The organism is Variovorax sp. GW821-FHT09D04 (assembly GCF_059416405.1).
Map to the genome: position 1 here is coordinate 285,661 of NZ_JBWKPA010000002.1, position 14,617 is coordinate 300,277.

The 14,617-nt window shown below is 67.7% G+C and carries 11 protein-coding genes; 7 read left to right on the plus strand and 4 right to left on the minus strand.

Features of this window, described 5'->3' with window-relative positions:
* From AC07O4_RS07585 to AC07O4_RS07605, 5 genes are all read left to right on the plus strand, one after another.
* Nucleotides 1-930, plus strand: coding sequence for a branched-chain amino acid ABC transporter permease (locus AC07O4_RS07585; protein ID WP_070062998.1), 930 nt, complete (start codon nucleotides 1-3; stop codon nucleotides 928-930).
* Nucleotides 931-932: 2 nt separating this feature from the next.
* Nucleotides 933-1,997: a branched-chain amino acid ABC transporter permease gene (locus AC07O4_RS07590; RefSeq protein ID WP_062473892.1), complete on the plus strand. Its 1,065-nt coding sequence runs from the start codon at nucleotides 933-935 to the stop codon at nucleotides 1,995-1,997.
* Nucleotides 1,998-2,065: 68 nt separating this feature from the next.
* Nucleotides 2,066-3,397 carry an ABC transporter substrate-binding protein gene (locus tag AC07O4_RS07595; RefSeq protein WP_062473894.1) on the plus strand — a complete coding sequence of 444 codons (1,332 nt, stop codon included), beginning with the start codon at nucleotides 2,066-2,068 and terminating at the stop codon, nucleotides 3,395-3,397.
* A gap of 85 nt (nucleotides 3,398-3,482) precedes the next feature.
* Nucleotides 3,483-4,295, plus strand: coding sequence for an ABC transporter ATP-binding protein (locus AC07O4_RS07600; protein ID WP_492683399.1), 813 nt, complete (start codon nucleotides 3,483-3,485; stop codon nucleotides 4,293-4,295).
* 46 nt (nucleotides 4,296-4,341) lie between these two features.
* Nucleotides 4,342-5,589 (plus strand): phenylacetate--CoA ligase family protein, encoded by a 1,248-nt coding sequence (locus AC07O4_RS07605; protein ID WP_495304190.1) that lies wholly within the window; start codon nucleotides 4,342-4,344, stop codon nucleotides 5,587-5,589.
* On the opposite strand, the gene AC07O4_RS07610 is transcribed toward AC07O4_RS07605, so the two are convergent.
* The gene (locus AC07O4_RS07610; RefSeq protein ID WP_095747135.1) at nucleotides 5,580-6,533 is read right to left on the minus strand and encodes a hypothetical protein; all 954 of its coding nucleotides are present in this window, start codon (nucleotides 6,531-6,533) and stop codon (nucleotides 5,580-5,582) included. The genes AC07O4_RS07605 and AC07O4_RS07610 overlap by 10 nt on opposite strands.
* A 16-nt stretch (nucleotides 6,534-6,549) precedes the next feature.
* Nucleotides 6,550-7,734 carry a M48 family metalloprotease gene (locus tag AC07O4_RS07615; protein WP_495304192.1) on the minus strand — a complete coding sequence of 395 codons (1,185 nt, stop codon included), beginning with the start codon at nucleotides 7,732-7,734 and terminating at the stop codon, nucleotides 6,550-6,552.
* A gap of 204 nt (nucleotides 7,735-7,938) precedes the next feature.
* Between AC07O4_RS07615 and AC07O4_RS07620 the strand changes: the two genes are divergently transcribed.
* Entirely contained in the window at nucleotides 7,939-8,913 is a 975-nt protein-coding gene (locus AC07O4_RS07620) for a tripartite tricarboxylate transporter substrate-binding protein (protein ID WP_070062994.1), read from the plus strand.
* Nucleotides 8,914-8,993: 80 nt separating this feature from the next.
* On the opposite strand, the gene AC07O4_RS07625 is transcribed toward AC07O4_RS07620, so the two are convergent.
* Nucleotides 8,994-11,120, minus strand: coding sequence for a carboxypeptidase regulatory-like domain-containing protein (locus AC07O4_RS07625; RefSeq protein ID WP_495304193.1), 2,127 nt, complete (start codon nucleotides 11,118-11,120; stop codon nucleotides 8,994-8,996).
* A gap of 181 nt (nucleotides 11,121-11,301) precedes the next feature.
* On the opposite strand from AC07O4_RS07625, the gene AC07O4_RS07630 reads away from it, so the two are divergent.
* Nucleotides 11,302-12,285 carry a helix-turn-helix transcriptional regulator gene (locus AC07O4_RS07630; RefSeq protein WP_062473909.1) on the plus strand — a complete coding sequence of 328 codons (984 nt, stop codon included), beginning with the start codon at nucleotides 11,302-11,304 and terminating at the stop codon, nucleotides 12,283-12,285.
* Between the two features lie 65 nt (nucleotides 12,286-12,350).
* Here the strand turns inward: AC07O4_RS07630 and AC07O4_RS07635 are convergent, their stop codons facing one another.
* Nucleotides 12,351-14,483 (minus strand): PQQ-dependent dehydrogenase, methanol/ethanol family, encoded by a 2,133-nt coding sequence (locus AC07O4_RS07635; protein ID WP_495304194.1) that lies wholly within the window; start codon nucleotides 14,481-14,483, stop codon nucleotides 12,351-12,353.
* Nucleotides 14,484-14,617 lie beyond the last annotated feature (134 nt).

Below are 14,617 nucleotides of genomic sequence, written 5' to 3' on the forward strand. Positions count from 1 at the left end.
ATGGGATTTTTCCTCGAAACCCTTTTCGGCGGCCTCATGGTCGGCATGCTGTATTCGCTGATCGCGATCGGCTTCGTGCTGATCTACAAGGCCTCGGGCGTCTTCAACTTCGCGCAGGGCGCGATGGTGCTGTTCGCGGCGCTGGCCATGGCGCGCTTTGCCGAGTGGTTCCCGCAGTGGTTCGGCTTCCAGAGCCAGATCCTCGCGAACATCCTGGCCTTCATCGCGGCCATGGCCGTGATGATCGTGGTGGCCTGGCTCATCGAACGGCTGGCGCTGAGCAAGCTGGTGAACCAGGAAGGCATCACGCTGCTGATGGCCACGCTGGGCATCGCCTACTTTCTCGACGGCGTGGGCCAGACGATCTTCGGCAACGACATCTACAAGATCGACGTGGGCATGCCCAAGGAGCCGCTGATGGTGCTCGAAGGCACCTTCCAGGGCGGCCTGCTGCTGAGCCAGGAAGACCTGATCGCCGCGCTGGTGTCCGCCGCGCTGGTGGTGGTGCTGGCGATCTTCTTCCAGAAGACCGCCACGGGCCGGGCGCTGCGCGCGGTGGCCGACGACCACCAGGCCGCGCAATCGATCGGCATTCCGCTGTCGCGCATCTGGGTGATCGTGTGGTCGGTGGCCGGTTTCTCGGCGCTGGTGGCCGGGATCATCTGGGGCTCCAAGCTCGGCGTGCAGTTCTCGCTCTCGCTGGTGGCGCTGAAGGCGCTGCCGGTGGTGATCCTCGGCGGGCTGACCTCGATCCCCGGCGCCATCATCGGCGGCCTGTTGATCGGTGTCGGCGAGAAGCTGTCTGAAATCTATCTCGGCCCCATGCTCGGTGGCGGCATCGAGATCTGGTTTGCCTACGTGCTGGCACTGGTCTTCCTGCTGGTTCGCCCGCAAGGCCTGTTCGGCGAAAAAATCATCGATCGGGTCTGAGAATGTTCTACAGAGAAAACGGCCAGTTCAAGTCGAGCTACCGCGCCGACCAACAGATCTTCCCGATCGCGCAGGACCGCCTGGCGATCCTGGTGCTGCTGCTCGTGGCGTTCGTCGTGGTGCCGATGGGCGTGTCCGACTACTGGATGCGCGCCATCCTCACGCCCTTTTTGATCCTGTCGCTGGCGGCGCTGGGCCTGAACATCCTGGTCGGCTATTGCGGCCAGATTTCGCTGGGCACCGGCGCCTTCATGGCGGTGGGCGCGTATGCGGCCTACAACTTCCAGGTGCGCATCGACGGCATGCCGCTCATCGCCTCGCTGCTGCTGGGCGGGCTGTGCGCCACGGTGATCGGCGTGCTGTTCGGCATTCCGAGCCTGCGCATCAAGGGCCTGTACCTCGCTGTGGCCACGCTGGCCGCGCAGTTCTTCACCGACTGGGCGTTCCTGCGCATCCAGTGGTTCACCAACAACTCGTCCTCGGGCTCGGTGAGCGTGGCGGGCCTGAACGTGTTCGGCGTGCCGATCGAGTCGCCGGTGCAGAAGTATCTGTTCTGCCTGATCTTCGTGGTGGTGTTCGCACTGCTCGCCAAGAACCTCGTGCGCAGCGCCATCGGCCGCGAATGGATGGCGATGCGCGACATGGACGTGGCCGCCGCGGTGATCGGCATCCGCCCGGTGTACGCCAAGCTCACGGCCTTCGCGGTGAGCAGCTTCATCGTCGGCGTGGCCGGCGCGCTGTGGGGCTTCATTCACCTCGGTGCCTGGGAGCCGGCGGCGTTCAGCATCGACCGTTCGTTCCAACTGCTGTTCATGGTGATCATCGGCGGGCTCGGTTCGATCATGGGCAGCTTCTTCGGCGCCGCCTTCATCGTGCTGCTGCCGCTCTTCCTGAACCAGCTGCCGGGGTGGTTGGGCTTCTCGATCTCGACCGCATTGGCCTCGCACCTGGAGACCATGATCTTCGGCGCGCTGATCGTGTTCTTCCTGATCGTCGAGCCCCACGGCCTGGCGCGGCTGTGGTCCACGGCCAAGGAAAAGCTGCGGCTGTGGCCCTTCCCGCACTGACAGGTTCTGGTTCGTTGTTGTTCGTTCGTAAAAACCCGGCACCGAGGTGCCCACAAAAGGAGACAGGCATGACACTGAAATCGCTCGCTCTGACCGCCGCCCTGGTGGCCAGCACCCTCGGCGCGGCCTTCGCGCCTTCGCTCGCGCAGGCCCAGGCCAAGGAACAGTTCTTCCCGCTGCTGGTGTACCGCACCGGCCCCTACGCGCCCAACGGCACGCCCTGGGCCAACGGCAAGCAGGACTACATCAAGTACATCAACGCCACCGGTGGCATCAACGGCGTGAAGATCACGTACGAGGAATGCGAAACCGGCTACGCCACCGACAAGGGCGTGGAATGCTACGAGCGCCTGAAGGGCCGCCCGGGCGTGACGCTGTTCGACCCGCAGGCCACCGGCATCACCTTCGCGCTGACCGACAAGGTGCCCACCGACAAGATCCCGCTCATCACGCTGGGCTACGGCCTGTCGGCCTCGCAGGACGGCGGCGTGTTCAAGTGGAACTTCCCGCTCATGGGCTCCTACTGGACCGCGGCCGACATCCTGATCCAGCACATCGGCAAAAAAGAAGGCGGCATGGACAAGCTCAAGGGCAAGAAGATCGCCCTCGTGTACCACGACTCGCCATTCGGCAAGGAACCGATCCCGCTGCTGCAGGAGCGCGCCAAGCAGAACGGCTTCGAGCTGTCGCTGATCCCCGTGACCGCACCGGGCGTGGAACAGAAGTCGGCCTGGCTGCAGGTGCGCCAGTCGCGTCCTGACTTCGTGCTGCTGTGGGGCTGGGGCGTGATGAACTCCACCGCCCTGAAGGAAGCCGTGGCCACGGGCTACCCGCGCGAGAAGATGTACGGCGTGTGGTGGGCCGGCGCCGAACCCGACGTGAAGGACGTGGGCGCCAACGCCAAGGGCTACAACGCGCTGGCGCTGAACACCTCGGGCACGCAGCCGAAGGTGATCCAGGACATCCTCAAGCAGGTGCATGACAAGGGCCAGGGCACGGGTCCGAAGGACGAAGTGGGCTCGGTGCTCTACACGCGCGGCGTGATCATCCAGATGCTGACCATCGAGGCCGTGCGTCGTGCGCAGGAGCGCTTCGGCAAGGGCAAGGTCATGACCGGCGAGCAGGTGCGCTGGGGCATGGAAAACCTCGCGCTCGACCAGAAGAAGCTCGACGCCCTCGGCTTCTCGGGCGTGATGCGTCCGGTGAGCACCTCGTGCCAGGACCACATGGGCTCGACCTGGGCGCGCGTCCATACCTGGGACGGCGCCAAGTGGGGCGGCATGTCCGACTGGTACGAGGCCGACAGCCAGATCATCAAGCCGATGGTGAAGGCGGCGGCCGACAAGTACGCGGGCGAGAAGAAGCTCACCCGCCGCGAAGCAGCCGACTGCCAATCCTGATGCACTGAGTGCCGTGGCGGCTCGCAAGAGCCGCCATTCGCAAGGACGGCGATGTGCCGTTCTTGCGAATGCTTCGGACCACACCATGAGCGAACCCAAGATCCTTCTCAACGTCAACGGCATCGAGGTCATCTACAACCACGTGATCCTCGTGCTCAAGGGCGTGTCGCTGACCGTGCCCGAAAGCGGCATCGTGGCGCTGCTCGGCGGCAACGGCGCCGGCAAGACGACCACGCTGCGCGCCGTGAGCAACCTGCTCGCGGGCGAACGCGGCGCCGTGACCAAGGGCACCATCGAGCTGCGCGGCGAGCGCATCGAGGCGCTGTCGCCGGCCGAGCTGGTCAAGCGCGGGCTGATCCAGGTGATGGAAGGCCGCCACTGCTTCGCCCACCTGACCATCGAAGAGAACCTGATGACCGGCGCCTACACGCGCACCGACGGCAAGGCCGCGGTGCAGGAGACGCTGGAGAAGGTCTACGCGTATTTCCCGCGCCTGAAGACGCGCCGCACCTCGCAGGCGGCCTACACCTCGGGCGGCGAGCAGCAGATGTGCGCCATCGGCCGCGCGCTGATGGCCAACCCGACCATGGTGCTGCTGGACGAGCCCTCGATGGGCCTGGCGCCGCAGATCGTGGAAGAGGTGTTCGAGATCGTCAAAGACCTGAACACCAAGGAAAAAGTGACCTTCCTGCTGGCCGAGCAGAACACCAACATGGCGCTGCGCTATGCCGACTACGGCTACATCCTGGAGAACGGCCGCATCGTGATGGACGGCGAGGCCAAGAGCCTGCGCGAGAACGAGGACGTGAAAGAGTTCTACCTCGGCGTGGGCGGCGCAGACCGCAAGAGCTTCCGTGACGTGAAGAGCTACAAGCGCCGCAAGCGCTGGTTGGCCTGAAGTACCCACCCCAGAGCGACCGAATCGATAGACGAAGGGTACGGACATGAACGACCACTACGACCAACTGGAAATCCGCGACCCCGCCGAACGCGAACGTGACCTGCTGGCCGCGCTGCCCCGGCAGATCGCCCAGGCACAGACTGCAACGTCCGCCTTCACGAAGATCCTCGACGGCGTGAAGCCCGCCGACGTCACCTCGCGCGAGGCCCTCGCCAAGCTGCCCGTCACGCGCAAGTCGGAACTGCTCGAGCTGCAGAAGGCGCGCCGCGCCGACGACCCCTTCGGCGGCTTTGCGTCGATCGTGCGCGGGCCGCGCATGCCGCGCATCTTCGCGAGCCCCGGCACCATCTACGAACCCGAGGGCGAGGCGCGCGACTACTGGCGCACCGCGCGGGCGCTGCATGCGGCGGGCTTTCGCAGCGGCGAGCTGATCCACAACAGCTTCAGCTACCACATGACGCCGGCCGGCTCCATCATGGAGAGCGGCGCGCATGCCATGGGCTGCACCATCTTCGCGGGCGGCACGGGCCAGACCGAGCAGCAGCTCGAAGCCATCGTCGACCTCAAGCCCGACGGCTACGCGGGCACGCCGAGCTTCCTGAAGATCCTGCTGGAGAAGGCCGAAGAAAAGGGCCAGAAGCTGCCGTGGTTCACCAAGGCGCTGGTGTCCGGCGAGGCCTTTCCGCCCAGCCTGCACGACTGGATCGCCGCGCACGGCGTGCAGGGCATCCAGTGCTACGCGACCGCCGACCTGGGCCTCATCGCTTATGAAACCAGCGCGCGCCAGGGCCTGGTGATCGACGAGGGCGTGCTGGTCGAGATCGTGCGCCCCGGCACCGGCGACCCGGTGCCCGACGGCGAGGTGGGCGAGATCGTCGTCACCACCTTCAACCCCGACTACCCGCTGGTGCGCTTCGGCACCGGCGACCTCTCGGCCGTGCTCGCGGGCACCTGCCCCACGGGCCGCACCAACAAGCGCATCAAGGGCTGGCTCGGCCGCGCCGACCAGACCACCAAGGTGCGTGGCATGTTCGTGCACCCCTCGCAGGTCGCCGAGGTCGTGCGGCGCTTTCCCGAGATCGTGCGCGCGCGGCTCGTGGTGTCGGGCGAGATGGGCGACGACCAGATGACCTTCAAGCTCGAATGCGCCGGCGCCCCGGCCGGGCTCGACGCACGCATTGCCGACGCGGTGCGCGAAGTGACCAAGCTGCGCGGCACCATCGAACTGGTGGCGCCGGGCAGCCTGCCGAACGACGGCAAGGTGATCGAGGACGCGCGCAGCTACAAGTAGGGGCGGTACAGGCGGCGCGTGATGAAGCGCGTGAGCAGCACGGTCAGTAAGGGGTAGAGCGGTACGAGCGCGGCCAGCAGGATGACCAGGTCGCCGACACCGGCCATGCTGGTCTGGGACGGCTCCAGCAACCCCAGTCCCGCGAGGATGACGGCAGCGCAGCCCGCCAGCACCAGCACAAAGGCCAGCACCGACGCGGCCACGGCCCGGAAGGGCCGGACCCGTGTGGGGAGCGGGCCACGGCCGATGCCGAGCCACGCGCCCCAGAACGCCAGAGCAAAGACCAACAACGGCGGCGCGACCCAGCTCAGGAAGGGCGCCACGCGGTCCATGGTCCTCATGGCCTCGTGCCACGGGTCCGTGACCATCGCGCACCAAATCTGGATCGACGCGGACACGGCGGCGATCAACAGCGCTACCGTGGCGCGACCCGGCGATGCGCTCGCGGGCGCCACGGCGTCGGCATCGCCCGCATCGAACGACGCGGCCGATGCCTGAGTGCCCTGCCTCAGCGCAAGCCAGGTTGCCAGCCACACGCTCAGCACCAGCATCGCCAGTTGCACCAGCCGACCGCCCGGCATGTAGAGCAACCCCAGCCCGTAGAGCCACGGGCTCAGCACGAAGTAGTCCAGCACCCGCACGATGAGATAGGCCCCGGCATGGCGCACACGCGGGCCGCGCAGCTGCGCCAGGCGCGCACCGCCGCGCACCTCCAATGCCTGGCGCGCATGGCTCCAGGCCAGTGCCGCCGCCAGCACCCAGGACATTGCGAGGTTGGCCGCCATGCCCGCCCACACGTCCAGGCCATAGCCCTCGTGCCCCGAGCCGGGCCACAACTGCCTGCCGAAGTGGACCCCCACGATGGCCGCTTCGACCGCCACGGTGATGAGCGCGAAGTCGCGCGGCAGGCGCCACGCGTGTGCGATGGAAGCGGGGGACGTCATCAGGGCCAATGCCCGGCTACTTCTTGCAGCTCGCCGGCAACGCCTTCTCCTTCAACCCGTCACCCGCGCTGCAATGCCACGCAATGCCCCGGTCGGTCGACGACGGCTCCATGCGCAGCGTGCCCTTGGGCGTGGCCACCTCCACCACCATGCTGTCGGGGTCGAGCGTGAGGGTCGCGCCGTTGGGCAGGTTCTCCGGCAGGCCGACGGCGGCCAGGGAGTCGGGGATCTCGGCCTTTTCCTCGTAGTGGCGCGTGAGCGCGTTGCGCACCGGCGCGCCCTCGGACCAGGCCTGCGCGACGACGGCGCGGGTCTGGTACTCCTGGTAGGCGGGGATGGCTGCAGCCGCCATGACGCCGATGACAGCCACCACGATCAGCACACCCGCCGCGCCGCCGCCGGCTCGGCCGGCATACGGCACGAAGAACGCGAGCAGGTAGGCCACCGGGTTGCGCTCGGGCAGCTTGGCGCCCGGGTCGATGGCGCGCGCGACGCGCTTGGTGAGCCAGGGGTAGCCGCCGATGAGTTCGTGGAACGAGCCCCAGAAGCCGCGATTGCCGGCCGACTGGGCGGCGTAGCGCTGCAGGTTCACGTTGCGCCACTGCTGCGCGCCGGCGGCCAGCGCCACCAGCGCGCGCGGTGCGGAGTCGACCTCGCGGCAGCAGGCGGCGCCGTGCAGGTCGCAGGTGTATTCCTTGGCGCGCGCATAGGCCGCGCCCAGGAGCGGCAGCCAGAGCACCGGCGCGCGCCAGATGTGGCCCGTGAGGTGGCCGCGGCGGATGTGGCCCAGCTCGTGGCCCATGTAGAAGTGGATGCCGTCGGGCTGCGCCTCCATGGCGTCGACCACGTCGGACAGCAGCACCACGAAGTTGCGGCCGAAGAAGCGCGTGGCGAAGGCGTTGAACATGCCGTCGCCGTGCAGCAGGTAGGCCTCGGGCGGCTGCGCGATGCCCAGGCGGGTGCAGCAGTCGACGAAGCGCGCGTGCAGCTCGGGCAGCTGCTGGGGCGACAGCTTCACGCCCGTCCCTTTGATCCAGGCGATGACCGCCGACTGCGCGAACACGTAGCCGATGAAGCCCAGCAGCACGTACAGCAGCGCAATGCCCAGCGTGCCGACGACGATCAGCGTCCAGGCCAGCAGGCCCAGAACGAGCGTGAGTTTGCCGAGCCAACGCTCGCGCGGATAGACCCAGGGATCCATTGGTTTCTTCTCCTCGATGCCGCCCGTCGGGCTGGCCTGTTTGTGGTTGTGGTCACCCCGGCGCGGGTGCGCGGGACGGGCGTGATCATGCCCCAGCATGGGGCGAAAACGGTGACATTCCTAAGGGCTATTCGGTATGGGTCAGCCCCCGGTCAGCCGATAAGATCGCGACCCTTTCCATTTAAAAACTCCGTCGGAGACATCATGAAGAAACTGTTTGCCCTCGCGGCGATTGCCGCGGCCGCCGTCGGCGCACACGCCCAGGATTTCCCCGCAGGCAAGCCCGTGACGCTGGTGGTGCCTTTCTCGGCCGGCGGCCCGACCGACCGCGTGGCCCGCGACCTGGCCGAATCGCTGCAGAAGACGCTGGGCACGACGATCATCGTGGACAACACCGCCGGCGCCGGCAGCTCGATCGGCACCGCCAAGGTGGCGCGCGCCAACCCCGACGGCTACACGCTGCTGCTGAACCACATCGGCATGTCGACGATGCCGGCGCTGTACCGCAAGCTGCCGTTCAACGTCGAGAACGACTTCGAATACCTCGGCATGGTCAATGAAGTGCCGATGACGCTCATCGGCAAGCCCGGCCTGCCCGCCAACAACTACAAGGAACTGACGACCTGGATCAATGCCAACAAGGGCAAGATCAACCTGGGCAATGCCGGCCTGGGCGCCGCCTCGCACCTGTGCGGCCTGCTGTTCCAGAGCGCGCTGAAGATCGAGATGACGCCCGTGCCGTACAAGGGCACCGCGCCGGCCATCGCCGACCTGCTGGGCGGCCAGATCGACCTGCTGTGCGACCAGACCACCAACACCACGTCGCAGATCGAGGCCAAAAAGGTCAAGGCCTACGCCGTGACCACCAGCAAGCGCCTGAGCACGCCCGCGCTGAAAGACCTGCCCACGCTCGACGAGTCGGGCCTGAAGGGCTTCGAAGTGTCGATCTGGCACGGCGTGTACGCCCCCAAGGGCACGCCCGCACCGGTGCTGAAGAAGGTCAACGAGGCCATCAAGGCCGCCATGAAGGACCCGGCGTTCATCAAGCGCCAGGAAGGCCTGGGCGCCGTGATCACCACCGACAAGCGCGTCGAGCCGGCCGAGCACAAGAAGTTCGTCTCGGCTGAAATCGCCAAGTGGGGTCCGATCATCAAGGCCGCCGGCGTGTACGCGGACTGATCCTTTCGATCTCCCATCGAAAAAGCCGCCGACCCGAAAGGGCCGGCGGCTTTTTTCATGCGGTGACAGCAGGAAAAGAATCAGGGAGGCGAGTAGGTCCACGCCTCGAAGTTCTTGCGCACATCGACCTGGCGCGCGGTGCGTGCCGTGAAGATGAAGCTGCTGACCGACGAGCCCTGCGCGTATTGGTACGCGTTGTTGCCGACGCTCACGCAGTGGTTGTCGCTCGGCGAGTTCACCGGCTGGCAGTAGATGACGGCCTTGCGCGCCGAGGTGCGCACGGTGATCGAGTCGGTGAAGCGGTTGTTGTTCGGGCCACGGCCGGCCACCAGGAAGGTGGTCGGGGCGTAGGCGCCGCTGGGCACGGCCCAGCCGTCGAGGTTGCCCTCGGCGCTGAAGTCGATGTTGTTGGCGGTGGGGTCGGACGGCACCGGCGCGCCGAACACGATGCCGCGCGGAACGCCGTCGATTTCCTGCATCAGCTCGGCGCGCAAGGCCGGCGTCATTTCCACGGTCGGCAGTTGCACGGCCTCGGCGAGGGTCGGCGCGCGCGAGAAGGTGCGCACGTACTGCACCGGGTTGGGCCCGCCGGCCGCCAGGAAGAACTCGAGCTTCCAGACCGCCTGGTCGGGAATGGCGCCCAGCTGCGTGTCGTCGAACTGCGGCGCTGCGAAGAGATTGCCGGACTCGACGCTGCTCGGGTTGCCGCCTTGCGCCGGGTCCACGTAGCGTGCGGCCATGCGCCACAGCGAGGAGTTCAGCGCGCCGTTGGCGGTGCCGTCGGTGGTGAGCACCAGGGTGGTCAGCCCGGCCCGGGGCACGAGGACCAGCTCGCGCCCCGGCAGCGCCGACGAGGTCGCCACTACCTTCGTGAAGATCGAGTCGCCATTGCCGTCGAGCACGTTGTCCACCGACACGTTGTAGCCCGCGGCGTGGTACTTCAGGTTCGCGTGCTTGAGGAAGTCCTTCAGCTCCTGCTGCGGGCGCACGGCGGCGCGGTAGGCGTTGCTGTTGCCGGTGAGCTTGAGCGTGCCATTCACGATCCTGGCGTTGAACACGTCGTTGTCGGTGTTGCCCACGCTGTCGGTCCAGCGGTAGGTGAGCGCGATGTCGCCGCCCGGGTGGAAGTATTCGAAGTTGCCGCGGTCGTGCTTCAGGTTCGTGGGGCCGAAGCGGAACAGGCTTTCGAAAGGCCGGCGCGGGCCGCTCGACGCGCGCCCGATGTGCAGGCCGGCCGCGACGAAGCTGGCCGGGTCGTCGCCCACGAACAGCGTGCGGCAGGCCGGCGCGACCACGTCGGCGGCCTCGCCGAAGGCATTGCCGTCGGAGCCGATGGTGCTGTCCACGCGCTCGTTCAGCGGCAGCGCGTAGCAGGCGTTGAGGCGGTCCAGCAGGTCCTTGACCATCGCCGGCGTGGGCGGCTGCACGAGGGCCGCGGCATCGACCGCGGGCAGCGGCGCGATGCTGCTCTCGCCGGTGCGAAAGACGATGGACACGGGCGCGCTCTCTTCGCTCGCGGGCTGCGCCTTGACGGTGATCTCGATGTTGGCGGCCGTGCCGTCGGGGCGCACCGAGACGTTCAGCGTGTCGAGCACGCGGTCCTGGCCCGTGCCGTTGGCCTGGAAAGTGCCGCTCATCGGGTCGATGCTGGTGTTGAGCGCGTCCAGCAGTGGCTTGAGCGCGGCCACGAGCTTCGCCACCTGGTCGCTGATGGCGCCCGGCGTGACGGCGCCGGCATCGGCCTGCACCGCGGCGGCGAGCTTGGCGGGGTCGCCGTTGGGCGACAGCTGCGCCACCACCACGGTGGTCAGCGGCGTGACGTTGGTGGTGCCGGTGGCGGTGCTGGCGGTGGTGCTGTAGAGCGTGAGGTCGTCGCGCACGGCCTGGATCACCAGCGGCGCCTTGGTGCCCGCGGGCAGCACGCAGCTGTAGGTGCCTTCGGCCGGCACGGTCACTTCGCAGACCTTGGCGCCGGTCTGGTCGAACACGGTGAGCGCGGCGCCGGCAAAGGCCGCGCCGGTGGCCACGGTGCCGCTCAACGTGCCGGGCGACTCGGCGGCGGGCGGCGTGCCGCCGTTGCCGCCCGTACCGACGGGGAATGCAAAGCCACCGCCGCCTCCGCCACCCCCACCGCCGCCGCAGGCGCCGAGGATCAACAGGGTGGCAAGGGACAGGGCGTGGGGAATTCTGGAGGTGGGGTGGGGCATCGTGGGTCTCTCGAAAAGGGAAAGGGCCTGGTCAGCAACCGAGGGCGCTGCAAACAATAGCTTTCGCTTTTGGAAATCAAATGATGCAAATGCACCATTCTTGAAACCGCGCGGCCGAGCCCCGCGCGCGTCACCGGAACATGGGATGGGCATGCGGCGCCGGGGCTGGAAGACTCCCCGCATGACCTTCACGGCCGGTGTCCCGCGCGACTTCAGCGACCTCCTGTTGCGGCTGTACCGCCTCTCGCACGAGCTGCCCATCGACGCCTTCCAGGACGCCGCGCTCGACCTCCTCAAGCCCGTGCTGCCCTTCGACTCGTCGATGTGGGGTACCGCCACCCGCACCGACCACGGCATCGACATCCACACGATCCACCTGCACAACCAGCCGCTCGAGATGGTCACGGCCTACGAGCAGGTCAAGCACATGGACACGGCCGCTGGCGAGGTGGCCAAGCAGTCGAACGCCACGCTCGCCTTCAATGCGCAGGCGTGGTTCTGCCGCGACGACCAGGCCGAGCTGCGCGACTACGGCCGCCGCTTCGAGCAGGCCAACTTCTTCATCACCTCGGATTCGAACCCGCAGACGAGCTTCGTCCACTGGCTCAGTCTGTTCCGCGCCGACCCGGAAGCCCACGGCACGGAGGAAGAGCGGCAACTGCTCGCCAGCCTCGCGCCGCACGTGATGCAGGCGCTGGCGCTGAACCGCGTGATGCACCTGGACCGCCTCGAAGCGGGCAGCGCGTCGCCCGGCGGCTCGGCCATCGGCGACCTGCGCGGCGTGCTGTACCACGCCGACCGGCTGTTCGAGGCCATGCTGAAGGCCGAGTGGCCGGCCTGGCACGGCCGCACGCTGCCCGATGCGCTGCTGCAGCACTTCCTGCAGGGCCACGCGCGCTTCAACGGGCGCGAGATCGTGGTCACGCACCGCGTCGAGCAGCGCCTGCTGTTCCTCAAGTGCCGCCATCGCTGCCGCGCCGACAGCCTCACGCCGCGCGAGCACACCATCGCCGAACTGCTGGCGCGCGGCGACACCCACAAGGAAGTGGCCGCCATCCTGAACCGCTCGCCGGCCACGGTGCGCAACCACATTCAGTCGATCTACGACAAGCTGCAGGTGGGCAACGTGGCGGGGCTGATCCACGAGCTGCGGCTGGCGGGCTGACGAGCGCCCTGCCCCCAAAAGAAAAGGCGCCGAGGGCGCCTTTTCTGTTTGAGTCCGCGATGCCTCTACTTCGGCCGGATCGCGTCCGCCGTGCCCTGGATGAAGGCCTTGATGCTCTCGATGTCGTCGCCCGAGAGCTTGCCCGTGAAGTCGGGCATGCCGCGCGACATGGCCGGGCCCTTGAGCACGAACTTGTCGAGGTTCTCGATGTAGGCCGGGTCGAGGTAGCCCAGGTTCGGGATGTTGCCGCCGCGATCCACGCCCGGCACGCCGTGGCAGAACACGCAGTTGCTCACGTACAGCATGGTGCCGGCCTGGACCTTGGCGGGGTCGTACTTCACGCCCTGCACCAGCTTGGCCATGCGGTACTCGACGAAGGCGGGCATCTTGGCCGTGCCGCCGACCGCGAAGGTGTAGACCGTGCCCGGGCCCTGGCGTTCGGTGGCGCGCTGCGCCAGGCCGTACACGCCGCCCCAGCCCACGGCCACCGACACGTACTGCTTGCCGTCCACCATGTAGGTCGCGGGCGCCGCCACCACGCCGGTGCCGGTGGGCGTTTCCCAGAGCTTCTCGCCGGTCTTGGCGTGGTAGGCCACCAGGCGCCCGTCGGCCGTGCCCTGGAACACGAGGTCGCCGGCGGTGGTCAGCGTGCCGCCGTTCCACGGCGAGGCATAGTCCACGCCCCAGGCTTCCTTCTGCTTGATGGGGTCCCAGGCCACGAGGCGGCCGAAGGGCTTGCTCGTGGGCGGCTCGACGTTGGCAAACTTGCCCAGGTTCCAGCCCAGCGCCGCGTGCGGCCGGCCGGGTGCGTTCTCGTCGAACTTCCAGGCCTTGTCGTCCATCAGGTTGATCGGCACGTGCTGGGCGGGCAGGTAGGCCAGGCCGGTCTGCGGGTTGTAGGACATCGGGTGCCAGTTGTGCGCGCCGAACGGGCCCGGGATGCTGTCGCCCGGCTTCTCGTTCTGCCGCGCGGCGGGGACCTCGATCGGCCGGCCGTTCTTGTCGTAGCCCGTGGCCCAGTTGACCGCGACGAAGTTCTTCGCCGAGATGAACTTGCCGTTGGTGCGGTCGATGACGAAGAAGAAGCCGTTCTTGGGCGCGTGCAGCAGCACCTTGCGCGCCTTGCCGTTCAGCTTGACGTCGGCCAGGATCATCGACTGGGTCGAGGTGTAGTCCCAGTTGTCGCCGGGCGTCTCCTGGTAGTGCCACTTGTACTTGCCGGTGTCCGGGTCGAGCGCCACCACCGAGCCCAGGTAGAGGTTGTCGCCGCCCTTGGGGCTGCGCGCCTTGGCGGCCCAGGGCGAGCCGTTGCCGGTGCCCACGTACATCAGGTTGAGCTCGGGGTCGAAGGCGAAGCTGTCCCAGGCGGTGCCGCCGCCGCCGGCCTCCCAGTACTTGCCGCTCGGGTCCCAGGTCTTGGCGGCGCGCGCCATCGACTCGTCCTCGAAGGGCTTGCTCGGGTCGCCGGGCACCACGAACCAGCGCCACTTCTGGTCGCCGGTCTTCGCGTCGTAGGCGGTGACATAGCCGCGCACGCCGTACTCGGCGCCGCCGTTGCCGATGATGACCTTGCCCTTGAACACGCGCGGCGCGCCGGTGATGGTGTAGCTGCCCTTCTGGCCGTCGATGGTGTTCTTCTCCCACACCTTCTGGCCGGTGGCGGCGTCGAGCGCGATCAGCCGGCCGTCGTAAGCCGCCACGTAGACGCGGCCTTCGTACAGCGCCACGCCGCGGTTGACCACGTCGCAGCAGCCCCTGAAGCCTTTCGTGCGGTCGACCTGCGGATCGAAGGTCCAGATCTTCTGCCCGGTGCGCGTGTCGATCGCATGCACGATGCTCCACGAGGCCGTGACGTACATGATGCCGTCGACCACCAGCGGCGTGGCTTCCACGCCGCGCGTCGATTCGAGGTTGTACGACCAGACCAGCCCGAGCTGCTTCACGTTGCCGGTGTTGACCTGGTCGAGTTTGCTGAAGCGCGACTCGGCGTAGTCGAGCCCGTAGCTGGGCCAGTCGGGCGTCTTCTTCGCCGCGTTGGCACGCACGAAGTTGCCGTCGACGCGCTTGGCGGCCGCGCCGGCGCGGTCCTGCGGGCTGGCGGCCGTCTGGGCCAGCGCCGGGGCCACCAGGCCCAGGCACAGCAAGGCGCCCGCAAGCAGGCGCCGCCCGGAAAGAGGCTGTGTCGTTGTCGTCTTCATCGGGGTCTGTCTCCTTCTTCGTTCTGCCCCAAGGATCGTTCGCACGGCATCGGCCTTCACCCCCGGGATTTCCCCAATCAAGCCTTGTTCCATTGCGGAACACATTCGAGAGGGTCCCTGAACCCGGAAGAGGC